Genomic DNA, 25802 nt, shown 5'->3' with positions numbered 1-25802 from the left:
GTGTTCCGTGATCGCCGTCGTCGGCGCGGGAATATGCGGGCTGGCCGCCGCCTACGAGTTGTCGCGTCGCGGAGAGTCCGCGGTGGTGTTCGAGCGCGGCGAGCCGTTCGCCGAACAGTCCGCGGGCCTGGCGCGTATCTTCCGCATCGCACACCAGCGCCCGGCGCTATGCCGGCTGGCCATGCAGGCCCGCGACGGATGGCTGCGCTGGGAGAGCGAGCTCGCGGTGGGGCGGCTGCTCGGCGCCGAGGGCTTTATCGCGGCTGCCCCACCCGAGGAGACCGCAATGGCGATGACGGAGGCCGGCGCCGAATTCCGCTGGCTTGACCGCCGCGAGATCCAGGCCCGGATCCCCTTCGTCGCGGCGCCCTGGGAGGCCGGGATCTTTGATCCGCTCGGCGGCAGCCTGCGTATTCGCCGTGCTCTGACCGCGTTGGCGGCCCGGGTGGAGATCCGGCGTGGCCAGGTCGTCTCGCTCGGTCACGACGGCTCGGTCCGTCTGGCGGACGGCAGCGTGATGCGCGCCGACCAAGTTCTGGTGTGTGTGGGAGCCCAGACACCGGACTTGTTGGGCCCGCTCGATGTCGAGTTCACCCCGCATACACGGTTCACCTACGCGGGCGCCGACGCGACCGGTGCCGCCTGCCTGTCGGCGCCAGAGGGCTACGGGCTGCCACTCGGCAGCACGGGCCGCTGGGCGTTCGGCCAGCAGATACCCGAGCCGGACGCTGTCCGTGCGCTGTTCCCGTCGCTGTCGCCGATGGGCCAGGTGGACTGCGTCTCGGTGCACGCTCCGTGGCTGGACGCGGGCGGGGACGGCTGGCAGGTGGTGCGCCGGGGCCGGGTGGTTGGCTTCGTCGGCAGCAACCTGATGAAGTTCGGGCCGTTGCTCGGCGAACTCCTCGCGCAGGCCGCGTGCGGTGACGGGCTGCCCAGCGAATTGACTTTGGCGTGAATCGAGAGTCATTGCACCGCACACCATTTCAGTTGCACGCGGCAACACGTCTCAGGCGTTACGCGGTTGAGCGATTCGGTAGCCGGTCAATGGGCCATGATGGTCCCGAAGCAGCAGTAGCTCAATGAGGGAGTCCAATATTCGTGCGTTGAGAAAAATTCGACTGCCGATGCGTGTCTTGTCTCTGCGCACCATCGTCATCGTCGCGCAATTGGGAGTGATCGCCCTCGTCGTGACGCTGGGTGTATGGGTGTGGGTCGGCGTCACCAACGATCAATACAGCCAGCTCGACCGCCGCCTGGACTCCGTGAGCAGCCTCGGCGACATCAACACATTGCTCAACAGCGCGCACCAGAGCTCCCCGGATCGGCCGTCGCCGGACGGTAACCTGTTGCGCACCGCCCGAATCGGGGAGTTGACGGTGTCGGTGCCCAGCAACATCGTCTTGCCCAAAGTCGCCAACGGCTACGCGAATACCACGATCAACGGCGTGCAATATCGCGTCCGCACCTTTAACGCGGGTCCGGTTTCGATTGCGCTCGCCGCCCCGCTGGCCGAGGCTCAGCACCGGATCAACGAACTGCACCTGCGGGTGTTGTTGATCTGCGCGGGCGTGATCACCGGCACGATCCTGGTCGGCTGGGTGATCTCGTTGATCATGGTCAACCCGTTCCTGCTGTTGGCCCGGCAGGCTCGCGCCATCAACGCCCAGTCCAGCCCCGACGAGGTGCAGGTCCGCGGGGTGCGGGAGGCCGTCGAGATCGCCGAAGCGGTCGAGCAGATGCTGGCCCGCATCGGCAACGAGCAGCAACGCACCAAGGCGGCACTCGAGTCGGCCCGCGACTTCGCCGCCGTCGCCTCGCACGAGCTCCGCACCCCGCTGACCGCGATGCGCACCAACCTCGAGGTGCTGTCCACGCTCGAATTGGCCGCCGAGCAGCGCGAGGAGGTCATCGGCGACGTCATCCGCACCCAGAGCCGCATCGAAGCCACGCTGACGGCGCTGGAGCGACTCGCGCAGGGCCAGCTCACCACCGTCGACGACTTCGTCCCGTTCGACATCACCGAACTTCTGGATCGCGCCGCGCACGACGCGCTTCGCGTCTACCCCGACGTGGAGGTCTTCCTGGTACCGTCGCCCACCGTCTTGATGGTGGGATTGCCCACCGGTTTGCGGCTGGTCATCGACAACGCGATCGCCAACGCCGTCAAACACGGTGGTGCGTCCAAGATTCAACTCACCGTGGGCAGTTCGGGTGAGGGAGTGGAAATCGCGATCGACGACAACGGCACCGGCGTCCCCGAATCCGAACGCACCTCCGTGTTCGAACGCTTTTCCCGCGGGTCGACGGCATCGCGATCGGGGTCCGGGCTGGGCCTGGCGCTGGTCGCCCAACAGGCAGAACTACACGGGGGGAACGCATCCCTGCACGCCAGCCCGTTGGGCGGAACACGCCTTCTGCTCAAGCTGGCGGGTGACGGTCGCGGCCCCGCCTGAGCAAATACAGGTGAAATATTCGGCAGGCCAAGCCGTTTAGCGCAAACTGAGGTCTATTGTTGCGGTGCATTGCGACTTCGTAACGGTGCGAGCACAAAGATTTGCATTCCATATGCGCACGGCTGGTCTGGTTGACCCGCGTTGGGCGCCCACCTACCTTCGAATGAAGCCAGGCGATCCCAGCCGAACAACGGAGTTGGTGAAATAGCGTAATCGCCTGTATACCAGCATGTTACGTCGAACGTGAGCTATCGCAGGTGAGGGTGATGCCACGTCTCTCACGCAACCCAACGAGCGAGGCGCCGATGCAACTCATCGAACAGCACGAAGCGCGAACTATCGAGCATCGATCAGCGTCCCTGAAAGACCGGTTGCGGCCGGTGTTTCGGCATGACCTGTCGGCGTCGCTGGTGGTCTTCTTGGTCGCTCTGCCGTTGTCACTCGGAATCGCAATCGCCTCCGACGCGCCGGTGCTCGCCGGTCTGATCGCTGCGATCGTCGGTGGAGTCGTGGGCGGAGCGGTCGGCGGCTCGCCACTGCAGGTGAGTGGTCCCGCCGCCGGCCTGACGGTGGTGGTGGCCGATCTGATCGGTGAATTCGGTTGGGGAATAACATGTTTTATCACCGCCATGGCGGGTCTCATGCAGGTGCTGCTGGGATTCAGCCGGGTTGCCCGGGCCGCCCTAGCGATCTCGCCCGTCGTCGTGCACGCGATGCTGGCCGGGATCGGCGTCACCATCGCGCTTCAGCAAATGCATGTACTCCTGGGCGGGGAATCCAAGAGCACAGCCTGGCGCAACGTCATTGAGCTGCCACACCAGATCGTGAATGCACACCGGCCCGGAGTCCTGTTGGGCCTGCTCGTGATCGGCATCATGATCGGCTGGCGCTGGGCTCCCGCCAAAGTGGCGCCCATTCCCGGTCCGCTGGTCGCGATCGTGGCGGTGACGGTCGTGTCGCTGGTGTTCCCGTTCCACGTATCGCGGATCGAGCTCGACGGATCGGTGCTGCAAGCGCTGCAACTGCCGGCCATCCCGCACGGAAATTGGGGCGCCGTCGTCGTCGGGATCGTCACCGTGACGCTCATCACCAGCGTGCAGAGCCTGTTGACGGCGGTATCGATCGACCGGATGCACCACGGACCACGCACCGACTTCAACCGCGAGTTGATCGGACAGGGCGCCTCCAACATCGTGTCGGGGGCAATCGGCGGCCTTCCCATTGCCGGTGTGATCGTGCGAAGCGCGGCCAACGTCCACGCGGGCGCGAAAACCCGTGCCTCGACGATCATGCACGGCTTTTGGATCCTGCTGTTCGCGATCCCGTTCGCAGAACTGGTGGAGCAGATCCCGACCGCGGCGCTGGCCGGTCTGCTCATTGTCATCGGAATACAGCTACTGCAGCCGGCGCACATCGAAACCGTTATGAAAACAGGCGATTTAACCGTCTACCTGGTGACCATCGTCGCGGTCGTGTTCCTCAATCTGCTGCACGGCGTGATGATCGGACTCGCCCTGGCCATCGTCTTGACCGCCTGGCGGGTGATCCGGACCAAGATCGAAGCCACGCCCGTGGGCGACGAATGGCGGGTCGTCATCGAGGGGGCCTGCACGTTTCTCGCCCTGCCCAGGCTCACGCGCGTGTTGGCGTCCATCCCGGAGCGCACTACGGTCGCGGTGCATCTGCTGACAAGCTACTTGGATCATGCTGCGCACCAAGCGATTAACGACTGGCAGCAGCAACATCACGCGACGGGCGGAACGGTCGAGATCCACGGTGCGGTGGAGGTTGGCCGTTCGATGCCGGCCCGCGGGGTTCCGGAGCAGGCCTAGCGCCGACGCATTTACTTAGGGTAACCTAACTTGGACCGACAAGTTAGGAGGCGCGATGTCGACGACCTGGATGGATGCCCTGCTCAACAAGAGGCGCAATAAGGGTGCCGCTCCCTATCCGCATCAGGCGGCGTTCCTGCTGAACAATCCGGTACGCCGGGCGCTGTCCAACCCGGCGCGCAAGGTCGACGGCATCGGTCTCACCGGTTCTGAGCACGTGCTGGAAGTCGGACCCGGCCCGGGCTTCTACAGCGTGCAGATCGCCCGTCAGCTCACCTACGGCCGGCTGGACCTTTTCGACCTTCAGCCCGAGATGCTGGACAAGGCGCGGCGCCAACTCGAGCTGGCCGGGTTCCACGACGTCGGCTTCACCACGGGCGAGGCAAGCAACGGATTTCCTTACCCCGAAGGCACTTTCGATGTCGCGTTCCTGGCGGCGGTGATCGGCGAGGTGCCCGACAAGCCAGCGTGTATCCGTTCGCTGGGCCGGGTGCTGAAGCCGGGCGGGTACCTCGTGTTCGCCGAGGCGTTTCCCGATCCGGACCGGATGAGTGTCCAAGAATTGCGCGATCTCGTCGAGCCCGAGAACTTCGAATTCGTGCGATCGACCGGCAATCGATGGCACGACATCGTGCGCTTTCGCCGGTCCGATTAGGCATCAACGGGCTGGACTCGTCGCTTCTGCTGTGCGACTGCGGTTTTGGGTGCACGTCTCGGCGGGCTCTATCTGCGTGTCGCCGCCCAGAAAGCACACGCAAAGCCCGGGACGCACACTCGACGTCATGGCGAAAAACACACCGGCCAGCATGCCGCCCAGGGCTGGTATCGCCCCGCACAACGGACGATCACCTTGCCCCGGGCCGTTTCGGTGGCGGTAACCCAACTGCCCGGCGCTAGAGTGGGGCCTGGTCCGTCAGATTGAGCATCAGGTAGGCGAGGCAGAACAGGAAGTTCAGCACCAGCAGAATCATCCCGGCGAACATCAGCGAGCGGGTGCCCTGACGCTGCAACTCCTTGCGCTTCGCGTTGCGCTCGTCGCGCTTGATCTGGGTCGCGATGAGGGCGAAATTGACGTCGGTGATTTCTTCGTCGGAGACCGGCATGCCCGCGAGCATCTGCTGCAGACGAACGGGCCCGGTGTCGACGCCCACGTCCGCGAACGATCGGCACATCCGCCGCGCGCGCCGCTGGCCGACGATCTGATACCCCATGTGCAGTCGGTATGGCAGCTGTCCTCGTTCATCACCACACGGATTCGACGCGGTCGTCACAAGCCGGAAGTCTAGACCCGTGGCGGGTTTTTCGGGGGGTGGGCGCCGATTAAGTTGTCGGCGCGAATGTGCCGGGTTCCGATATGCCCCCGGTCATCCGATCGGATTCCGGCAGGTCGAGGTAGCGCTCGAGATTGCGGTGCATGTTGATCACCCGCCGTTCCTCGCCGGACAGCACGACGTGAGTGAATCCGGGCTGGTGCATGCCGCGCTGCACGCCCGGGAGCACCCGAATGTCCTGGGTCAGCACCAGGCCGGGCTCGGCATCCTCGGCACCCACGCGAACGTCCGTTGGCTTGTTGCGGGCCGCGCCGGGCGACATCCGGGTCATCAAGAACATAACCAATTCACCCTTGTCCGGGTCGGGTCCGGGACGCGAGCACATGATCGTCAGGTGGTCGGCGTTGGCCAACAGCGTCATGTTCGGGAACACGTTGTACTGGTGCAGCCGGGTGATCCGGTCGGTGTCGGCCCAGTCCAGATTCACCCCTCGGCTGGCAGCAAAATCCCGGGTGCGATCGGCGATCAGCTCCTGGACCGTCTGTCCGGGCCGCCGCTGGTCGGCGGGGAACGGGGTGCCTTCGGCCGCGCCCATCAGCGCACCTTGGGTGTATACGTAGGCGTCCCAAACCTGCTCGTCGCTCAGCGCGCCGTCGAAGCGTGGACTCGGCACGCCGTAGGGCTGGTCGGACTTACCCGTATGGCCCCAGATCTGTTGTGGCGCATGGATGTCGTCGACGCACCGCAGTAACTCCGGATGCAGGGTCTGGATGTGGTAGCTCTCGCTGTACCCGTCGGCGATCGTCTTCCAGTTTGCCTCGACCTCGACGGTGAGAGTCGCGTAGCAACGGAAATCTGCCAAACGACACCACGCGATGTCATCGGGAATCGCCTCGAGGTATTCGTCCAGCGGCATCGCGTTGACGTCGAGATTGACGAAGACGAGCCCTTCCCAGCTCTCGACCTTGGCCGCGACCAACGGGAAATCGGACATATGCAGGGCACCGAAACCCTTGCGGTTGGGCACCCGCTCGAGGACGCCGGCCAGGTCCCACGTCCAACCGTGATAACCGCATTTGAGCTCGCGCAGTGCCGAACCCGAGCCGGTGCACAGCGAGTTGCCGCGATGGCGACACGCATTCTGAAACGCTCGCAACACGCCGTCGTCGCCGCGAACGATCAGCATCCCGTATGGGCCGCACCGGTATTCGAAGTAGTCGCCCGGTTCGGCGACATGGTCGACCATGCAGGCGATCTGCCACACCTTCGGCCACATACGTTCGATCTCGAGTCGCGCGAAGACCGGGGAGTAGTAGCGCTCAGCCGGCACCAGCGTCGGGCCGTCGGGCGGGGTGCCGATCGCGTCCTCGTCTCGGGTGCGTGCCGGGTTGCCGGCAGCCGCGGTCACCGACGAAGTCCTCAGCGCGCTCCGCGTACCAGGCGGCCGGGCCGGGCTCCGGTGTCGACGTCCTTGCGGCGGGTCACCGTTCCGCTGACGATGGTCGCGGCGTAGCCGCTGGCCCCCTGCAGAATCCGGTTGCCACCGGCCGGTAGGTCCCAGGCCATCGCCGCAGGATGCAGGGTCAGCGCGTTCATGTCGATGACGTTGATGTCGGCCTTCTTGCCCCGCTCGATCGTGCCGCGATCGGTGAGACCGAACAGGTGGGCAGTGTCGCGGGACTGCTTGCGGATCACGTGTTCCAGGGACAACTTCTCGCCCCGGTGCCGGTCCCGGGCCCAGTGCGTGAGCAGGAAGGTGGGATAGGAAGCGTCACAGATCATTCCGCAGTGCGCGCCCCCGTCGGACAGCCCGAGCACGCCGGCGGGGTGCAGCATCATCTCGCGGATCGCGTCGTGGTTGCCGTCGGCGTAGTTGAACAGCGGCAGCATCAGCATGGCCGTCGCGTTCTGTTCGAGCATCAGGTCGTACAGCGTCGCCAGCGGGTCTTCGCCGCGCGCTTTCGCGATGGCGGCCACGGCGCGATCCGGGGTGGGTTCGTAGTCGGGCGGGTTGCCAAGCGCGTAGAGCCGTTTCAGGGAGTGCTGCACCAGGGCGAACATCCCGTCGAACAACAGCGTGGGGTCGGCGGGCAGGTCGTCCTCGGACAAGATCGCGGCCTTCACCGCGGGGTCGGTCAGCCGATGCGTGAGCTCTTCACGGCTGCACTCGGCCTTCAGGCGCCGGTAGGTGGGCCGGTGGGTGAAGCCGTGGTGGCCCTGGAAGCCGATCATCATGCCGAACGGGCGCGCCGCGGCCTGCGGGTACAGCCGGGCGCCGGCCGCGTGCGCATCGGCGGACAGGTCCAGCATCTCGCGCCAGAGGTTCGGGTCGGCGTCGACCTGGATCAGCGCGAACGACACCGGTCGGTCGATCTCGCCGCTCAACCGACGCATCCAGTCGAGTTCTTTCTTCGGAGCGACGATGTCCTCGCCCGCGGATCCCTGCGGGGCGAGCTCGAACACCGCCTGGCCCGCGGCCGCCATGGCTCGGCCGAGACCGAACAACTCGTCCTCGGTGGCAAACGTGCCGGGTACGGGCTCGCCGTCCATTGCGCGGTGTCCCATCGTGCGCGACGTCGAAAACCCAAGCGCCCCGGCCTCGATCGCCTCGGTCACCAGCCGGCCCATCGCCGCGATGTCCTCGGGCGTGGCCGGCTCGTTGCGGGCGCCCCGCTCGCCCATCGCGTAGGCGCGAATGGCGCCGTGCGCGACCTGACTGCCCACGTCTACTGCGAACTTCTGCTTGCCGATCGCGTCGAGGTATTCGGGGTAGGTCTCCCAGCCCCAGGTGATGCCCTCGGTGAGTGCGGTGCCGGGAATGTCCTCGACGCCTTCCATCAACTCGATGAGCCACTGCTCGCTGCCGGGCCGCACGGGTGCGAAGCCCACACCGCAGTTGCCCGTCACCAGCGTCGTGACACCGTGGCCGCTGGACGGCTCCAGCAAACTGTCCCAGGTGACCTGACCGTCGTAGTGGGTGTGGATGTCGACGAAGCCGGGGGCCACCACTTGACCCGTCGCGTCGATAGTTTCGGCCGCGGGGGCTGTTGCCAAGCCGCCTATCTCCGCGTCCTCAGCGCCCCGTCGGACGACGTCGACGATCTGACCATCCTTGATGCCAACGTCGGCTCGGTAGCGCTCGGCGCCCGTGCCGTCGACAACAGTTCCACCGGTGATCTTGAGGTCGAACACGAGTCTCCTTCGAGTATGTTCGTGGTCGCCATGGGTGGCTGGCCGCAGATGGTGGACACGAGACCGGGGAACGCCCGGCCTCGGCCGCCCATTACGCTACGCCTCGGAGCGTAAATAGTGAAGGTCTTGGGCGAGAGTTGAACGAATTCTCCCGCTCCGTCGTGGTCCGGATGTGGGCACCGGTAGCCCTAAGAGTTGCGCACGACATCAGCCCCTGGATTGAATTGCCTTCAGCGACTTAGTTCCACGCTGCGCGGCAGTACGGAAAGGACGGTGGGCCATGGAGCCCGCTGATCGCGATCAGCAGCCGGAGGATCGGCCCGCTGAAACGCAGCCCAGCCAACGTCGATTCGGTGCATTCACCCGGCGCGGCGCGCTGCTCGGGATGGGTGCAGTCGCCGGCGTTGCCGCCGTGGACGTGGGCGGGTTCGCCTACGCGGGCGGTTGGTTGCGGCCCGACGACTTGACCCCGCCGCGCTTCGCCGATCGGTTCGAGCACGTCTTCGGCCGTCACGAAGGGTTTCGCCGCAATCACGCCAAAGGGCTGAGCGCGACGGGATCGTTCGCGAGTAATGGGGCGGGCGCGGCCATCTGTCGGGCGGCGGTCTTCCAAGCGGGCAGCGTTGGGGTGGTCGGCCGGTTTTCGCTGGGCGGCGGACTGCCGGACCAAAGCGACAAGCCCGACACAGTCCGCGGTCTGGGGCTGGTGTTCCAGGTGCCCAACGGGCGGCAGTGGCGCACCGCGATGGTCAATTTCCCGGTCTTCACCGATCGCACCCCGGAGGGCTTTTACGAGCGGCTGCTCGCGTCCAAACCCGTTCCCGCCACGGGCAAGCCCGATCCGCAGAAGATGGCCGCCTTCTTGGACCGCCACCCCGAGACGGTTGCGGCGCTGAAAATCATCAAGCAGACACCGCCGAGTGTGGGGTTCGCGGACAGCACATTTCACGGTCTGAATGCGTTCTACTTCACTAATAGCGCCGGCGCGACCGTCCCGGTGCGCTGGTCGGCGGTTGCGCAGCAGGACAAAGGGGCGCTCCCGGCGCCTTCGGCCGGCAAGGACTACCTGTTCGACGACCTCATCGTCGCGGTGGGGCGGCGGCCGCTGACGTGGAAACTCGTTCTCACCATCGGTGAACCGGGCGACCCGACCAACGACGCCACCAAGCCCTGGCCGCAGTCACGGCGGTCGATCGACGCCGGCACCATCACCATCAATGCGGTGCAGACCGAGGAAGCCGGCAACGCCCGCGACATCAACTTCGACCCGACCGTGCTGCCCGACGGCATCACCGTGTCCGACGATCCGTTGCTGGCCGCGCGGTCGGCCGTTTACGCGCGCCCGTTCACCCGCCGTGCCGAGGAACCCAAATCGCCCAGCGCGGTCAACGTCAGCGGGGTGCGCTCATGAGCGGCGAGAATGCCGAAACGGCAGCACGTTTCACGATCCCGTCCCGGATTCTGCACTGGCTGATGGCACCAATGGTCATCGTGCAGCTGCTTATCGGTGTGACCATGATCGCGTCGCTAAGTTATTACCCGTTGCTGTTGGCCATCCACCGGCCGTTGGGTGTGGCGATCCTGGTCTTCGCGGTAGTGCGGCTCGCGAATCGGCTCACGCATCGCCCTCCGGCATTCTTGGCCACGATGAGCCGCCTCGAGCGGCGCATCGCGACCTGGTCGGAATATGCGCTTTATGCCTTACTTCTGATACAGCCCGTGATCGGATGGGCCACGCTGTCGGCCGCCAAGCTCCCGGTCACCCTGGCCGGGCCGCTCCGTCTGCCGGGCATCGCACCGCAGAACCTCGATCTCTACGCGGTGCTGCGCGAGTGCCACGGGGTTTTCGCCTTCTTGTTATTCGCCGCGTTTACCGCCCACATGTGCGCGGTTCTGTTTCACACGCTCGTGTTGCGGGACAAGTGCTCGATCGAATGGCACTGTGGCCCAACAAGTTCGGTGCGCCAGCGCAGGACACACAAAGTGGCTCCTGAGCCATGGATGGGATTCCGTTGGCCGGCAAGGTAAGTCATGACCGGGCAATTCCTGGTAGAAATGCGGTTACCCTAGCCGTGCGCGTCAGAGCTATCTTCGAAACATGCCCGATCCGCAGTCGTTGGCGACGTTTCTGAGAGCGCGCCGCGATTTGCTGAAGCCCGCCGATGTCGGGCTTGCCGAGGGTGAGCGCCGGCGGGTAGCGGGCTTGCGTCGCGAGGAAGTAGCGATGTTGGCCGGCATCAGTGCCGAGTACTACTTGAGACTCGAGCAAGGCCGGGAACGCCAGCCGTCCGATCAGGTATTGGAGGGCTTGGCCAGCGCGCTGCAGCTGAATGACGATGCCACGCAGTACATGCGCAACCTGGCCCACCCGGCGCCTCGCCGGCGGCGGCGCGGCTCCGTCTCACCCGAAAAATTCGAGCCCGGGCTGCAGACGCTGATCGACGACTGGCACCAGACTCCCGCATATATCCAGAACCGGCAGATGACCATCCTGGCCGCCAACGCGATGGCGCGCGCGCTGTCGCCTTTTTTCGTCCCGGGCATCAACCACATGCGGGCGGTGTTTCTGGAGCCCGGCCTGCGCGACTGGATCAAAAACTGGGACGATGTCACCGCGATTCTGACCTCTTGGCTGCGCTACAACATCGCCGAAGACAATTCCGCCGACCCCGAATTGCAGTCACTGATCGGTGAACTCAGCATCGCCAGCCAGCGGTTCCGCACCCTGTGGGCTCGCCAGGAGGTCAGGCAGAAGACCACCGGCCCCGCTGTGATCGACCACCCCCAGGTGGGCCTGTTGGAGCTGCGCTATCGCACCTTCGTGCTTCCCGATACCAGGCAGGTGCTCGTCACCTATTACGCCGAATCCGGCACCACCGCGGAGGAGCGGCTCCGGTTGCTGTCCAGCCTCGCCAGCCCGGCGCCGTCGGATTGATCTTCACGCGTAACTGACCGCGCAGCTACCAGGAATGCTTCGGTCTGGATCGAGTTTGCGGTACGAGAAATGCTGGGCCCGAGCGTGTCTGGCAAAGAAGCGGTCGATGATCACAGCGGCGCAACGTGATTCACAAGCCCAACCCGAATTTCCGCGGCTGGTTTCCGCTAACCAAGAGCGGCTCGGCGCGGCACTGCACCCGCGGTATGACTTCATCGTCTGCGGGGCCGGTTGAGCGGGCTCGGTGGTAGCGCGCCGACTCGCCGAGAATCCAGATGCCAGCATGCTGCTGGAGGCTGGCGGCTGCGACACCGCCCCGGCGGTCGTCGAGGCGAACCGGTGACACGCGAGTCACCCCCGGCAACACGATGGCCCCCGTGCGTGATCATCGGTGAACGGGCCGCGGAAATCCTGACCGCCGAACGTTCGGGCTGAGACGGGAGCACCGCCGGCATGCGACCATAGCACCGTGGCGCAGGAAAAGGACCTCACCGGCCTGCTGGTAATCGATCCGTACAACGACTTCATCTCCGACGGCGGCAAGGTGTGGGATCGCCTGAAGGGTGTCGCCGAAGCCAACGGATGCATCCCGCACATGCGTCAAACCCTCGACGCCGCAAGGGCTGCGGAGATCCGTGTCTTCTATGCACTGCACCGCCGGTACCGTCCGGGCGACTACGAGACCTGGAAGTACGTGGCGCCGATCCAGCGGGCCGCTTGGTCACGCAAGACGTTCGAGTATGGAACCTGGGGTGGCGAGCTTCATCCCGACTTCGAGCCGCAACCGGGCGACATTGTGGCCCAAGAACATTGGTGCTCCAGTGGGTTCGCCAACACCGATCTAGACCTGCTGCTCAAGAAGCACGGCATCTATCGGCTGATCGTCGTGGGCCTGATCGCCCACACCTGTGTCGAGGCAACCGTTCGATTCGCCGCGGAGCTCGGCTACGACGTCACGGTGGTCAAGGACGCGACGGCGAGCTACTCCGACGTGGAGATGCACGCGGCCCTCGACGTCAATATCCCGAACTACGCCAGTGCGATTCTCACCACCGACGAAGTCGTCGCCACGATTTCGGCGCTGGGCTAGCCGGCAATCCCCGCGGCGGCGAGGCCTGGTCAACCGGCCAGGGGTGGCGGTAGCGTCTGAACATGCTGTTCGCGGCCTTGCGCGACATGCAATGGCGAAGCAGACGCCTCGTAATCGCGGTGGTAAGCACCGGACTGGTGTTCGCGATGACGCGCGTCTGACGGGGCTCGCGAACGGCTTTCACGTCGAGGCCCAGCGAACCGTCGATTCCATTGGCGTAGATGCGTTCGTCGTCAAGGCCGGGGCGGCCGGACCATTCCTGGGCGCAACGCCGTTCGCCGAAGCTGAACTGCCTCGGGTAGCCGCCAAGCCGGGCGTCGCGGCCGCGGCTCCATTGGCCTGTGCGCCGTCAACGGTCAGGGATGGCACGTCGGCACGTAATGTCACGGTGTTTGGGGCGCCGACGGATGGACCCGGAATGCCGCGTGTTTCGGAGGGGCGAACACCGTGAACCCCGGACGAGGTCGCCGTGTCGAGCACGCTTGGTCGGCACGTGGGCGACGGAATCCAGGTCGGTGCGCGCACCCTGCAGGTCGTCGGTATCGTGCCCAACTCCACCTCGCTGGCGAAGATGCCCAACGTCTTTCTGACCCCACCAAGGGCCTTCAGCAACTGGCGTACAACGGTCAGCCGATCATCTCGTCCATCGGGATTCAGGGCGCGCCGCGGCAGCTGCCGGACGGCTACCAGACCGTCGATCGAGCGGCCGGTGTCGCCGATCTGATTCGTGCGGTGAAGGTCGCGGGAGGTTCCATCACGATCGTGGCGGTTTTGCTCTGGATCGTGGCGGTGTTGATCGTCGGCTCGGTTGTCTATCCGCGCTGGAGCGTCTGCGCGACTTCGCGGTGTTCAAAGCGATTGGGGTGCCGGCGCGGTCGATTCTGGGCGGGCTGGCGCTGCAGGCGGTCGTCGTCGCGCTGCTCGCGGCGGTGTTGGGTGCGATCCTTTCGCAGCTGCTGGCACCGTTGTTCCCGTTGCTCATCGTGGTGCCTACGAGCGCCTACATCTGGCTGCCGCTGGTCGCCATCGTCGTCGGGCTGCTGGCTAGCCTTGCCGGATTCAGGCGTGCGGTGGCCGTCGATCCGGCGATCGCGTTCGGAGGTCCCTGAGCGATGGGCGATCTGAGCATCGAGGACCTAGTCGTCGAGTACTCCAGCGGCGGATACGCGGTGCGGCCGATCAACGGCTTGAATCTTGAGGTCGCGACGGGGTCGCTGGTGATCCTGCTCGGGCCGAGCGGCTGCGGCAAGACGACTTTGCTGTCGTGCCTCGGCGGCATTCTGAGTCCGAAGTATGGCACCATCAAGTTCGACGGCGTCGACGTCACGGCGCTCGAGCACACCGCCCTGGCACACTATCGGCGCGACAAGGTGGGCATCGTCTTTCAGGCGTTCAACCTGGTGCCCAGCCTCAGTGCCCTGGAGAACGTGATGGTTCCGCTGCGCGCGGCGGGGACGCCACGTGCGGTCTCGCGTCGCCGTGCCGAGGAGTTGCTGACGCGCGTCAATCTTGCCGAACGAATGAAGCACCGACCGGGAGACCTGAGCGGCGGGCAGCAGCAACGTGTCGCGATCGCGCGCGCAATCGCACTCGATCCCCCGTTGATCCTGGCGGACGAACCGACCGCCCACCTCGACTTCATCCAGGTGGAGGAGGTGCTGCGGTTGATCCGCTCCCTCGCGGAGGGTGAACGTGTGCTGGTGGTCGACACCCACGACAGCCGGATCCTGCCGATTGCCGATCACGTCGTCGAGCTTGCGCCCGCGCTCGCCTCGACGAATCGGCCACCCGAAACCGTGCATTTGAGCGCTGGTGAGATGCTCTTCGAACAATGCACGATGGGCGACCTGATCTACGTGGTATCCGAGGGCGAATTCGACATTGTGCGCGAATTAACCGACGGTGGTGAGGAATTGGTCAAGGTGGCCGGGCCCGGGGCCTACTTCGGCGAAATCGGCGTGTTGTTTCACATGCCGCGCTCCGCGACCGTGCGCGCCCGAACCGATGCGACGGCCGTCGGGTACACGGCGCAGGCATTCCGGGAGCGGCTCGGTGCGACCGGGATCGGTGAATTGATCGGCCAACACCCGTTGGCTAGCGACTGACCCGGCTGCTGACGGGCGCGCGTTCCGCATCGATCGGGCAGTCAATGCGGTGACTGGCGAAGATTCCCGGCGCCGCGCACCCTAACGCCGACCGGATTCCCCTGCTTTGCCAGAGGCTCACGATCTGCGAGTTGTTCGGACAACTGCGACGAAATCGGCCGTCAACGTTCACCTTTCGTACACCGTCCCGCAGCCGCCGCGCCAAGGCTCACCCAGACCGTTTCAGCAAAGCTCGGTAACGTAACTTGTAATTCGGGCAGGCCAATGCCGAGCTTGGCGGCAAGCGGCTTGGTCATCAGCGTCCACACATACTGCGGACTCGATATGGCCATCATGCAAACAAGGCCAAGACCAAGCTGAACCCAGCGAGTCCGTGCGACGGGCGATGCCATGGGTGCGACTGCGCCGTCCAATGTGTACGTGCGGGTACTCAATGTGGTTCTCCGTTTCGAATTGCGTTGGGTAGGCACGGCTGAGAGTCCAGATTGGACGCTCGCGCCGCTCCTGGTGGCAGCAGCCCGGGTGACCGCGACGCCTCCCGGACGGATGGGTTCGCGGCGGTGCATTGAACGGCGTGGATGTGTTCGCGGGCCGCCGACGCTTCCCCTCGGCCGTACGTTGCCGCAGGAGCTTGAAGCGACCAATATTATTCGCTAACAATATTTTTCGCGTGTTACGACACCGGTACCGGCCGTAACTGGCGTATTAACACTCAATCACAGCGCAATCGACAGCGTGAATAGCGTTGTCATACAATGGGAGTAGCAAAATAGCGACGCGAAAAAAGTTTGATAGTTTGCGTAAATCACTCCACGCCAACAGATGACACGTCCGATGACGCGCACCGGCTGTCATTCCTGATGTTGCGCACCGACTGTCACTGGCGCTGCGAATTCGTCGCGTTCTGGTGCGCGGAAGTGGCAACACGGACCCGCCGATTCGTGTGTGCGCTAGTTAACTTCGGCTGGTCCAGCGATATTCGCGTTCTTCGCACGCGACCGCCCGCTCGACGCAGGCGTCCCGGTCAGTACGGCGAGGACTGTTGGGCCAGGTTCAACAGTGCGTAGGCAGCGCAGAGTAGGAAGTTCAAGGCGAGTAGCGTCATGCCCGCGATCAACAGCGAGCGCGCGCCGTCGCGACGCATCTGCCGGTACTTCGCGGTGCGGGCTTCCCGATCGAGTTCAGCCGCGATCAACGCGAATCGGACGTTGGTCTCTTCGCTCACGGGGCAGGGTGCCCCTGCCAGCATCGCTCTGAGCCGGGCCGGCGAAGTATCGACGCCGACCCGCGCGAAGCGGTGGCAAAGCCGCCGCGCGTGCCGACGCCCGAGAACTTCGCCGTGCATGTCCAGCTGATGCGAGAGTTTCGCTCGCTCATTGCCCCACGGACTCGGCCGGTTGCTCATAATCGCCGAGCCTAATTCGCTTGTGCTCGTTTTCGGGTAGCCGAACGACTACCACCCTGCGTGTCGCCGCAATCCCCGAAGCAGTTGCTCGGCGTAGCGGTTTGCGAGTTCCACACTCGCTCAACAGACAGATCCATTGCTGGGCTCCTGGATTGTCGTCCGGTCGACGTATGAACGGAATCTTGACATCCGGTGGGATCGAGGTCCAATCCGAATTCGTGATACCGACAATCCGTGTTGATGATCGTGTAGGCCAGCCATTTTCGTGGCATCAGGGCCGCGCGGGCGGAACGTTTATGCGACCCCGTTAATTTCACGGATCGGCCGTGGGATGCCTCGCTAATCTAACTATTTCCCACGTTGCCCAGGCCGCATTTCGGCCCCGATCCCCTATCGCGTAATCCGCCGAGTTCAGCGTTTACGCCGCAAGGATTCGACGATGATTTGCGTGGTCAATTCGGCCCGCCGCCGTGAATACTGACGCGCGTCAGACAGGATCGGATATACGACGCCGCCGACGATGGCATCGGCTGCGGACTCGGCGGTAGCGGCATCGACGCCATCGGCCAACAGCCTGGTGCGGACGCTGTCGTGCAGCGGCAAACTGAATCCAGCGCGTAGCTTAGCCGCGGTTTCCTCGTGCTCCATGCAGGCGACGGTCAGCGTCCGCAACATCGCCGCGCCACGCTCCGTCGTCAGCGTCGAAGTCAGCTTGCGCACCCACCCCAGCAGGTCGGCGGCCAGATCGTCGGTGTGCTCAACCGACGCGAGAATCTTGTCGGCGTCTTCGAGCATGACATCGGCCACGAGCGCCGGACGGCTGGGCCACCAGCGATAGATCGTCTGCTTTCCCACGCCGGCGCGTGCGGCGACCGCCTCGATCGTCAACCCGTCGAACCCACGCTCCAGCAGTAGCTCACGAGTGGCGGTGACGATCGCCGTCCGCGACTTCTCGCTGCGTCGCCTTGGCGTATTCGCCTGAGTGAGATCGGTTGGCATCTGGTGATCCTCGTCTGTCAGGCCCCTCGCAGTCCGCGCCGCCGGCCGCGGGGCCCGGGGTCGCTTTACAGACCTCGACCGGCCCCGGTAATCTTCCACAAGACGAGACGGTTCGTCTTGTAAGACGGAAGGATATCAGCCGGTGCGGCCGAAGCCCACGTTCGCCACAGCGCGGCCGCGATCATGAGCCTGGGGCTGACCCCCGAGCAGCAGGATCTCAGCGACGCCGTCGGCCAGTTCGCCAGCCGGCACGCCCCGATCGCCGCCACCCGAGACAAGTTCGACGCCCTGGCGGCCGGGCGACTACCCGACTGGTGGGACGCGCTGGTGGCCAACGGCTTTCACGCCGTTCACCTGCCGGAAGACCTTGGCGGACAGGGTGGGCGCCTGATCGATGCGGCGTGCGTGCTGGAGTCGGCGGGCAAGGCCCTGCTACCTGGCCCGCTGCTCCCGACCGTGATCACGGGAGCCGTTGCGCTGCTGGCCGATCCGGCCCCGGTCGCCGAATCGTTGATCCGCGACCTCGCGTCCGGCGCAGCCGCGGCGGTCGTCCTGCCCGACGACGCGGATTTCCGGGCCCGCGCCGACGGCCAGGGCTGGCTGGTCAGCGGGAGCTCCAAGGTCACCGCCGGTGCGTGTTCGGCCACGGTGATCCTGGTCGGCGCCCGCACCGATGGTGACGAGGTCGTCTGGGTGGTGGTTGACACCGAACAGCCCACGGCGACAATCGAATCCGCGCCCGGAACCGATCTGGTCGTCGACGTCGGGGTGGTGCGGCTCAACGAGTATCGCGCATCCGAGGCTCTGACCGGGATTGACGACGATCGCGCGGCATGTCTGGTCGTGGCGCTGGTCGCCAGCACGACGGCCGGTATCACCCAGTGGTGCGTCGAGGCCGTCACCGCACACCTGCGCACCCGCGAGCAGTTCGGCAAGGTGATCGGGACCTTCCAGGCGTTGCAGCACAGCGCGGCGATGCTGTTGGTCAATAGCGAGTTGGCCACTGCGGCGGCGTGGGACGCGGTGCGCGCCGCGGACGAGTCGACCGACCAGCACCGGCTCGCGGCGGCCGGAGCGGCGACGATCGCGATCGCGCCAGTCCCCGACCTGGTGCTCGACGCGCTGACGATGCTCGGGGCCATCGGTTTCACCTGGGAACACGACGTGCACCTGTACTGGCGGCGGGCCATCAGCCTGGCGGGATCGGTCGGCCCGGCCAGTCGTTGGGCCCGGCTACTGGGACAGCTGGGCTGCGCCCAGCAGCGCGACATGTCGGTCAACCTGGGTGACGCCGAGTCGGAGTTCCGGTCCTGGGTCGCCGAAAAGCTCGATGCCGCCATGCAGTTACGCAACGACAAACCCGCACCGCACGGGGACTACGAGGATCAGGCCATGGGGCCGCAGCGCACGCTGATCGCGGACGCCGGTCTGATGGCGCCGCATTGGCCGGCGCCATGGGGCGTCGATGCCGGGCCCCTCAAACAACTCATCATCGACGAGGAGTTCGCCAAGCGGCCCGGGCTGGTGCGACCGTCGCTGAACATCGCCGAGTGGATCCTGCCTTCGGTCATTGCTGCGGCACCAAAAGAGTTGCAGGAGACCCTGATCCCAGCGACACAACGCGGCGACATTCACTGGTGCCAGCTATTCAGTGAGCCGGCGGCGGGCTCCGACCTCGCGTCGTTGACAACCCGGGCGACCAAGGTCGACGGCGGTTGGCGGATCAACGGCCACAAGATCTGGACGTCGTTGGCGCAGTACGCCGATCTGGGCGCGCTGCTGGCGCGCACCGACCCCGAGGCCAGCAAGCACCGCGGCATCGGGTATTTCATCCTCGACATGCGGTCGCCGGGGGTAGAGGTCCAGCCGATCAAGACGGCGACCCGGGAGGCGCATTTCAACGAGGTCTTCCTCAACGATGTGTTCGTCGCCGACGAGATGCTGCTCGGCGGTCCCACCGACGGCTGGAACCTGGCGATCGCCACGATGGCCGAAGAGCGTTCCGCGATCAGCGGATACGTCAAGTTCGACCGGGCTGTCGCCCTGCGTCAGTTGGCGGCTGAGCCCGGGCCCGAACGCGACGACGCCGAGCGGGCGTTGGGCGAACTCGACGCCTACACCAACGCGATCCGGGCGCTCGGCGTGCGGGAAACCATCCGACTGCTCGATGGTCAGGCATCCGGTCCGGCGTCCAGCATCGCGAAGGTGGCGATGAATGTGTTGCTGCGCCGCACATTCGAGGCGACGTTGCGCCTGACCGGACAGACGGTCATGGTCACCGACTCCGAACCCGCTGTCGTGCAGCCCTATCTTCATCTGCCGGCGGAGCTGATCGGTGGTGGCACGCGGGAGATTCAGCTGAATATCATCGCGCAGATGATCCTCGGCCTACCGCGCAAGTAAACGCCGGAAATAAGGACGCAGCATGGGATTACGCGGAGAGGCCGCGATCGTCGGATACGTCGAGCTGGCGCCGGAACGCATGACCAAGGCCTCGCCCGCGCCGTTCGCCCTCGAACAATGGGCGGAGCTCGGCGCCGCCGCGCTGGCAGATGCGGGGGTGCCCTTCGAAATCGTCGACGGCATCGTCGCCTCGCACCTGTCCGAGTCCGAGATCTTCGTCCCCTCCACGATCGCCGAATACCTAGGTGTGGGAGCACGATTCGCCGAACACGTGGACCTCGGCGGAGCCAGTGCCGCCGCCATGGTATGGCGGGCGGCCGCGGCCGTCGAACTCGGGATCTGCCAGGCGGTGCTGTGCGCACTGCCGGCCCGGTACATCACCCCGATGTCACCGAAGAAGCCCAAGACCTACGGCGACGCCTTGTACTTTGGCTCGTCGAGTAACCAATATGGCTCTCCACAAGCGGAATTCGAGATTCCGTACGGCAACCTCGGCCAGAACGGGCCGTACGGTCAGGTGGCGCAGCGCTACGCGGCAGTCTACGGCTATGACGAGCGGGCCATGGCCAAGCTCGTCGTCGACACGCGGGTTAACGCCAATCACACCGAGGGTGCGATCTGGAAGGACAAGCCGCTCACCGTCGAGGACGTGCTGGCCAGCCCGATCATCGCCGACCCGCTGCACATGCTGGAGATCGTGATGCCGTGTGTCGGGGGTGCCGCGGTGGTCGTCGCCAACGCCGACGTGGCCAGGCGTTCGCGCAATCGCCCCGTGTGGATCAAAGGATTTGGCGAACACGTGCCGTTCAAGACCCCGACCTATGCCGTGGACCTATTGCATACGCCGATCGCGGAAGCCGCCGACACCGCGTTCGCCATGACCGATCTGACTCGCGACCAGATGGACATGGTCTCGATCTACGACTGCTACACGATCACCGTGCTGCTGTCGCTGGAGGACGCGGGCTTCTGCGAGAAGGGCACGGGGATGGAGTTCGTCGCCAACCACGACCTGACCTTCCGGGGCGACTTCCCGCTCAACACCTCCGGTGGTCAGCTCGGCTTCGGCCAGGCGGGATTGGCTGGCGGTATGCACCATGTCTGCGACGCCACCCGCCAGATCATGGGTCGGGCGGGCGCGGCGCAAGTCGCCGACTGCAACCGTGCTTTCGTGTCCGGCAATGGCGGAATTCTTTCCGAGCAGACGACGCTCATCCTGCAAGGGGATTGACATGACTTTCGAACGGCCGATGCCCGTCAAAACGCCTACCACCGCGCCGTTTTGGGATGCGCTGACCCAGCACCGCATCGTCATCCAGTACTCGCCGTCGTCGGACGCCTACGTGTTCTATCCGCGGGTACGCGCCCCGCGCACCCTGGCCGACGACCTGGAATGGCGTGAGATATCCGGCATGGGGACGTTGTATTCCTTCACCGTGGCGCATCGTCCCGTCAGCCCGCATTTCGCCGATGCCGTACCGCAGCTGCTGGCGATCGTCGAATGGGATGAGGGCCCAAGGTTTTCCACCGAGATGGTCAACGTCGAGCAAGGCGATCTCAGCGTCGGCATGCGGGTGCGCCCGGTGTTCTTCGACTATCCCGAGCACGAGGTCACCATGCTGCGTTACGAGCCGGCTGAGGAGTAACCTCACAGCGCCGAACGTGAAGTTAGTTTCACATTGGCGGTTCGGCTGGGTTAACGCAACTCCTCGGTCGGCACGTTGTAGCGCTCCTGATACGCGCGCACCCGCTCACGGACCTCGCCGGCGTCCAGGCCGGTGTCCGACCAGGTGTAGCGCCCGCGCCCGCCGTCGCCGGGATTGGCGGCCAGGAACTCGCGCATCTTTTGTTCGGCCTCGGGTTTCAGCTCGCGGCCGAGCGCGGCATAGATATCTTTGATCGTCGTCCAGGGGTCCTTCACGAAATCAGTGAACTGGACGTCGATCACGCGGCCGTCCGGTACAACGCCCTTGTCACGCATCGCCATCCCGCGGTCGAGACCGACGGTGATCTCCTCGTACGACTGTGCCGCGCACTCGGCGATGTTCGTCTCGTCGCTGCCCATCCGCCGCAAGTGATTGGTCAGCGCGGCGATCGACGAGATGACGTTGAGCGGATCCCGGTGCGTCTGCACGATCAGCGCGTCGGGGTATTCGGCGAGGAGCTTGTCGAGCTGCCACAGGTGTGCCGGCGACTTCTACAGCCACTGGCCGGGAACACCAGACTGTAGGTGCTGCAGGAAGATTCGATGATAGCGGTAGGCTCCGGTGTGATCCGCCTCGTAGAGCAACCAGCGGTAGTAACTCGGCAACCGGTACTGCGCCGTGTAGATCATGCTGGTGAACTCGCTGCCCGTGATGCGAACACACTCCTGTGCGAGCAGCGCGCCATCGGGTGAAATGCCAGGAAGCCGGGAACGATCTGCTCGGACATGTCGATGCTGGCCTGCGCCTGCGCGATTCGCGGATCGCTGTGGTACGTCTCGGGTTGCGGAACCGGACAGGGCTCGTCGACCTCCCAGGTCAACGGTGCCCGCAGCTCGGGATCCTGCGCGAGCAGGTCGTGCAAGATGGTGGTCCCGGTGCGCGGTTGCCCCACGATGAAGATCGGCGCGGTGATCGGCTTGTCCGCGATCTCGGGATGTTGTTTGCGCCAGGCGGTCACGCCGAGCCGGTTCTTCAGGGCTCGCATCAGATCGAGGTGGGCGACCTCCACGCCGATTGCCGAGAGCCGCGCATCGTTGACCAGCCCGTCGGCGACGCGCTCCAGCCCGGGTTGCCAACCGTCGTCGCCGAAGTCGTCACTGCCCACCTGTTCACAGGCGCTGGCGATGAGGTTGTCCGGGTTGAACCGCTCCCGTAGCGTCATGCCCGCTCCCCGCTCTCGCGCACCGAAACCCTCACGTCGGGTGCGGTCGGGTTGTCCAGCCAGCGCAGCACGACGAAGCCGCGATGACGGCCGCCTGATCGATCGGCGTCGTTGCCGGTGCGTGAGACATAGTCTCATAATAGGACGAAGGACTGTCTCCTGGGAAGGCACCGATGGTGCGTCACCGCCGAAGCCACGGATAATTGAGGCCCGACGGATATTCACGGCGAGCTCCGTTCGCCTTGATAACGATGTTGCACAACGACTTTCGTCCAACGTCGCGAAAGTTCCGGTCCGGGATGTCGGCTCAGCCGCGCGCTGCTGAGTTGGGCTCGGGGCCGATTGGCAAGGATAGGGTGGGTGGATGCCTGCGACAGCTGCGTCGATGTCCCTCGCGGAACAAAAGCGCACCGCGACGCGCCAGCGCATCGCGGCGGCCGCGGCAAAGCTGGTCGCCGATGTCGGGCTGGCCGGGGCCACCGTGGACCGCATCGCCGATGCGGCCGGTATCGGCCGGGCAACCTTCTTTCGCTACTTCAACTCCAAGGAAGACGCCGTCGCCGAGGGGATGAATGTCCATTGGCTGAACCGGATCACCAGTGCACTGGCCGCCCAGCCGGACCACCTCACCGCCCTCGAGGCTGTCGCCGCGGCCTTCGGCGACCTCGCCCTCGGATTCTCCGAGATCGAGGACCAGGTGCGTGAATTGGGCACGCTGACAAGGTCTTCGGAGACGCTGGAGGCGTGGAACCTGCACATCTACGTTCGCTACGAAGCGGCGATCGCCGAACTTATCGCGCCCCGGTTACCCGAGCTGGCGCCCCAAGATCCCCAGCACCGGCTGATCGGCGCGCTGGCGATGGCGGCGGTGCGCATCGCCCTGGACGACTGGCTCAGCGAGGGAGGATCGCTGCCCGATCGGGTACGTCACGGTCTGGCGGCGATTACGATCGCCTGACGGACTACGAGCTAGCCTGCGGCGCTGGCCATTTCAGAATCTGTCGGGCCGTTTCGCCGAGAATCGAGACCGTCTCGTCCTCCGACAGCGACCTCGAGTCGCGGATGCTGCAATTGCTCCTATTCGGCGGTATGCCAGCGCCGATTAACTGCGCGCGGACGCGGTTGGCAGGCGCTCAGGAGGCAGACCTCTGTCGTAGCTAGTCTGTCGAACTGCTTGGAAGGCGCTGTCAGCGCGGTTCACCCCGCATCTGTCCGATTATCATCGGGCCGAAGTCGTTGAACAGGGGGCGAACAGTGCGAGCCTGGTCGGACGACCTCTCCGCCCCCGAAGTCGCGGTCTCCGGGGGCAGGTTGCACATGAGGGCCGGACTCGTCGTCTTGCTGGCCGTCATTGCCAGCGTGATGATCACATCGGTGGTGCTGTACATCGACGGTGCCGGTCCGCGGCGCGTCTCCGGCGATACACCGCGGACCGGCAATGCGACCGCCGTGACGCTGAACATCGAAAGTGTCGAATCCAACTACAGCGTCCTGATGGGCAACCTTGCGATTTCGCCGGGATCCGCGTTGCTCGATCCCGCCACCGACGGTCTCAAGCAAGACCTCACCGTCGAAGTCACGTCTGTCGCGACGCCGGTCAAGCGGACTTGGTCCAAGGGCATGCTCCCCGGCGTTGTCCCCGTTCCGCTGACCCTGTCGCGCGACGTCGAACGCTGGCCCTTCGATCGCTACTACACCGGACCGATCACGGTCGAGCTCCGTGTCGGCGATGCCCAGAAACCGGAACGCGCCAACGTCGTCATCATCGATCGGTTGGCCGGCTGGAAACTTCAGGCGTCCAGACCCGATAACGCCAGACCTGGGGTTTACGAGGTGGACATGCGACGCGCGGCGAGCACCATGGCGTTCGCGATCGTTCTCTTGTGCATTCTGGTCGCGATAGCGGGTGCGGCGGTATTCGTCGCGGTTCAGACGCTGCGGGATCGACGAAAGTTCCAGTCGCCGATGACGACCTGGTACGCCGCGATGCTGTTCGCGGTGGTCCCGCTGAGAAATGCCCTCCCCGGCTCGCCGGCGTTCGGAAGCTGGATCGACATGACAATTGTCTTGTGGGTGCTGGCCGCCCTGGTGATCTCGATGCTGCTGTACATCGCGTGTTGGTGGCGGCATCTGCGACCGGGACCTGATGCTGACACGCAGTTAAAGGCTCTGTCCGCCAACGGTTTACCGCCCCACGGTTAGGTCGACGAACGCACGATCAGATGTGCGATCTCGCTCGGCCCACTCGATGGCGGGGCCGGGTACCCCAACCGTTCGAGCAACGCAGCGAGAGCGATATCGGCGACGGCGCGCGAAACGAATTGCACGGTGGTCAGCGGCGGGCTGCTCACCACACCCATCGGGGTGGCGTCGACACCCATGACGGCGAGGTCGCGCGGGCACCGCAGCCCCGCTTCATGAATGCCGTGCAGGACGAGGCAGGCGATCTCGTCACTTTGCGCACACACGGCCGTCACGCCGTCGCGCACCCATTCGCTGACCACCTCCGCGACGTTGTCGACGGTCACCTCGGCGACGGCCAGCGGTGGCAGATCGCGCGACTTCGCCGCCCGCGCGACGCCCTCGAACCAGTAGTCGCCCAGGGTGCGCCATCTGGGAATTCCGGTGTAGGCGAATGCGAGCTGCCGGTGACCGCGCGAGACGAGATGTTCGACTCGTAGCTCTCCAATCGAGAGGTGCGGATCGCCGAGTGCGGGCAGCGTCCCGATCTCGATGTTCGGTATGCCCGCGGCCCGCACCGTGTTCGAGGCGGCAGCGCTGAGCGGGAACAGGCTGGTGACCGCGATCGGGTCGAGGTTCTCGATCGCATCGACGACGTGCTGGTCATCGTCGGTCTCGAAGATCTGCACCTGAAGCAGCCCCAGCCGGGCGAGCTCGGTGGTCATTCGGCTGCCGGCGATCATCGGCATCTCGCCGACCGCCACGTGCGGCACCACGTACAAAACCACGCCACTCTTTCCTCGGGCAAGGTTGCGCGCGGCGGGATTGGGCCGATAGCCCGGCAGCTCGGCGGCGCGGTGGACGGCCTCGCGTGTTTGCTCCGAGATTCTGCGGCCCGCCGCGTTGTTCAGCACATAGCTGACTGTCGCTGTCGACACGCTGGCCAAACGGGCCACATCGGCATTGGTGGGTCGCACCACCTTGCTCGCGTTCAACTCGGGTCCAGCCATGATTCATGGTGGCATGCGGTGGCGACCCGTAGTCACGATCCGCGAATCCCGGGCCCGG

19 protein-coding genes and 4 pseudogenes are annotated in these 25802 nt (G+C 65.3%); 16 read left to right on the top strand and 7 right to left on the bottom strand.

Features of this window, described 5'->3' with window-relative positions; genetic code table 11:
- The first annotated feature begins 7 nt into the window (after positions 1–7).
- The 4 genes from G6N54_RS18200 (at position 8) to G6N54_RS18185 (ending at position 4940) form a co-directional block, all read left to right on the top strand.
- The gene (locus tag G6N54_RS18200; RefSeq protein ID WP_163791301.1) at positions 8–955 is read left to right on the top strand and encodes an NAD(P)/FAD-dependent oxidoreductase; all 948 of its coding nucleotides are present in this window, start codon (positions 8–10) and stop codon (positions 953–955) included.
- A gap of 169 nt (positions 956–1124) precedes the next feature.
- Positions 1125–2453 (top strand): sensor histidine kinase, encoded by a 1329-nt coding sequence (locus G6N54_RS18195; RefSeq protein WP_163791300.1) that lies wholly within the window; start codon positions 1125–1127, stop codon positions 2451–2453.
- 305 nt (positions 2454–2758) lie between these two features.
- Positions 2759–4285: a SulP family inorganic anion transporter gene (locus G6N54_RS18190; RefSeq protein WP_163794819.1), complete on the top strand. Its 1527-nt coding sequence runs from the start codon at positions 2759–2761 to the stop codon at positions 4283–4285.
- A gap of 70 nt (positions 4286–4355) precedes the next feature.
- Positions 4356–4940: a class I SAM-dependent methyltransferase gene (locus tag G6N54_RS18185; protein WP_163794818.1), complete on the top strand. Its 585-nt coding sequence runs from the start codon at positions 4356–4358 to the stop codon at positions 4938–4940.
- Between the two features lie 238 nt (positions 4941–5178).
- On the opposite strand, the gene G6N54_RS18180 is transcribed toward G6N54_RS18185, so the two are convergent.
- From G6N54_RS18180 to G6N54_RS18170, 3 genes are all read right to left on the bottom strand, one after another.
- Positions 5179–5496, bottom strand: a complete 318-nt coding sequence (locus tag G6N54_RS18180) for a hypothetical protein (RefSeq protein ID WP_232072875.1) — start codon at positions 5494–5496, stop codon at positions 5179–5181.
- A gap of 109 nt (positions 5497–5605) precedes the next feature.
- Entirely contained in the window at positions 5606–6964 is a 1359-nt protein-coding gene (locus G6N54_RS18175) for an aromatic ring-hydroxylating oxygenase subunit alpha (RefSeq protein WP_163791299.1), read from the bottom strand.
- 11 nt (positions 6965–6975) lie between these two features.
- A complete protein-coding gene (locus tag G6N54_RS18170) occupies positions 6976–8748 on the bottom strand; it encodes an N-acyl-D-amino-acid deacylase family protein (RefSeq protein WP_163791298.1) in 1773 nt (590 codons plus the stop codon).
- A gap of 280 nt (positions 8749–9028) precedes the next feature.
- On the opposite strand from G6N54_RS18170, the gene G6N54_RS18165 reads away from it, so the two are divergent.
- From G6N54_RS18165 to G6N54_RS18140, 7 genes and pseudogenes are all read left to right on the top strand, one after another.
- Positions 9029–10159: a catalase family peroxidase gene (locus G6N54_RS18165; protein WP_276056347.1), complete on the top strand. Its 1131-nt coding sequence runs from the start codon at positions 9029–9031 to the stop codon at positions 10157–10159.
- A pseudogene (locus G6N54_RS18160) lies at positions 10156–10742 on the top strand (cytochrome b). The gene G6N54_RS18165 and the pseudogene G6N54_RS18160 overlap by 4 nt, the downstream one beginning before the upstream one ends.
- Before the next feature lie 104 nt (positions 10743–10846).
- Positions 10847–11683 carry a helix-turn-helix domain-containing protein gene (locus G6N54_RS18155; protein ID WP_163791297.1) on the top strand — a complete coding sequence of 279 codons (837 nt, stop codon included), beginning with the start codon at positions 10847–10849 and terminating at the stop codon, positions 11681–11683.
- Between the two features lie 106 nt (positions 11684–11789).
- Positions 11790–12023, top strand: a pseudogene (locus G6N54_RS31860) (hypothetical protein); the annotation flags it as partial.
- A 129-nt stretch (positions 12024–12152) separates the two neighbouring features.
- Complete coding sequence (locus G6N54_RS18150) at positions 12153–12773, top strand: isochorismatase family cysteine hydrolase (RefSeq protein WP_163791296.1); 621 nt, start codon at positions 12153–12155, stop codon at positions 12771–12773.
- Positions 12774–12835: 62 nt separating this feature from the next.
- A pseudogene (locus G6N54_RS18145) lies at positions 12836–13882 on the top strand (ABC transporter permease).
- A 3-nt stretch (positions 13883–13885) separates the two neighbouring features.
- The gene (locus G6N54_RS18140) at positions 13886–14878 is read left to right on the top strand and encodes an ABC transporter ATP-binding protein (protein WP_163791295.1); all 993 of its coding nucleotides are present in this window, start codon (positions 13886–13888) and stop codon (positions 14876–14878) included.
- A 1024-nt stretch (positions 14879–15902) separates the two neighbouring features.
- On the opposite strand, the gene G6N54_RS30660 is transcribed toward G6N54_RS18140, so the two are convergent.
- Both G6N54_RS30660 and G6N54_RS18130 read right to left on the bottom strand, forming a co-directional pair.
- On the bottom strand, positions 15903–16103 hold the full coding sequence (locus G6N54_RS30660; RefSeq protein WP_232072874.1) for a hypothetical protein: 201 nt from the start codon (positions 16101–16103) through the stop codon (positions 15903–15905).
- 591 nt (positions 16104–16694) lie between these two features.
- Complete coding sequence (locus G6N54_RS18130; RefSeq protein WP_163791294.1) at positions 16695–17282, bottom strand: TetR/AcrR family transcriptional regulator; 588 nt, start codon at positions 17280–17282, stop codon at positions 16695–16697.
- 183 nt (positions 17283–17465) lie between these two features.
- Here G6N54_RS18130 and G6N54_RS18125 point away from each other — a divergent pair, with 183 nt between their 5' ends.
- The 3 genes from G6N54_RS18125 to G6N54_RS18115 are packed head-to-tail and all read left to right on the top strand — an operon-like array spanning position 17466 to position 21331.
- Positions 17466–19685, top strand: coding sequence for an acyl-CoA dehydrogenase (locus G6N54_RS18125; RefSeq protein WP_163791293.1), 2220 nt, complete (start codon positions 17466–17468; stop codon positions 19683–19685).
- A gap of 22 nt (positions 19686–19707) precedes the next feature.
- Complete coding sequence (locus G6N54_RS18120; protein WP_163791292.1) at positions 19708–20916, top strand: thiolase family protein; 1209 nt, start codon at positions 19708–19710, stop codon at positions 20914–20916.
- A 1-nt stretch (position 20917) separates the two neighbouring features.
- A complete protein-coding gene (locus G6N54_RS18115; RefSeq protein WP_163791291.1) occupies positions 20918–21331 on the top strand; it encodes a Zn-ribbon domain-containing OB-fold protein in 414 nt (137 codons plus the stop codon).
- Positions 21332–21381: 50 nt separating this feature from the next.
- Here the strand turns inward: G6N54_RS18115 and G6N54_RS18110 are convergent.
- Positions 21382–22553, bottom strand: a pseudogene (locus tag G6N54_RS18110) (sulfotransferase family protein).
- A 364-nt stretch (positions 22554–22917) separates the two neighbouring features.
- On the opposite strand from G6N54_RS18110, the gene G6N54_RS18105 reads away from it, so the two are divergent.
- Positions 22918–23511 (top strand): TetR family transcriptional regulator, encoded by a 594-nt coding sequence (locus G6N54_RS18105; protein ID WP_163791290.1) that lies wholly within the window; start codon positions 22918–22920, stop codon positions 23509–23511.
- A 359-nt stretch (positions 23512–23870) separates the two neighbouring features.
- Entirely contained in the window at positions 23871–24755 is an 885-nt protein-coding gene (locus tag G6N54_RS18100) for a DUF4436 domain-containing protein (RefSeq protein WP_163794814.1), read from the top strand.
- On the opposite strand, the gene G6N54_RS18095 is transcribed toward G6N54_RS18100, so the two are convergent.
- The gene (locus tag G6N54_RS18095) at positions 24752–25744 is read right to left on the bottom strand and encodes a LacI family DNA-binding transcriptional regulator (protein ID WP_163791289.1); all 993 of its coding nucleotides are present in this window, start codon (positions 25742–25744) and stop codon (positions 24752–24754) included. The two genes, G6N54_RS18100 and G6N54_RS18095, sit on opposite strands and share 4 nt — an antisense overlap.
- Positions 25745–25802 lie beyond the last annotated feature (58 nt).

It is taken from the genome of Mycobacterium stomatepiae (assembly GCF_010731715.1).
Classification (GTDB): domain Bacteria; phylum Actinomycetota; class Actinomycetes; order Mycobacteriales; family Mycobacteriaceae; genus Mycobacterium; species Mycobacterium stomatepiae.
This window is presented reverse-complemented; position numbering and strand designations above follow the sequence as displayed.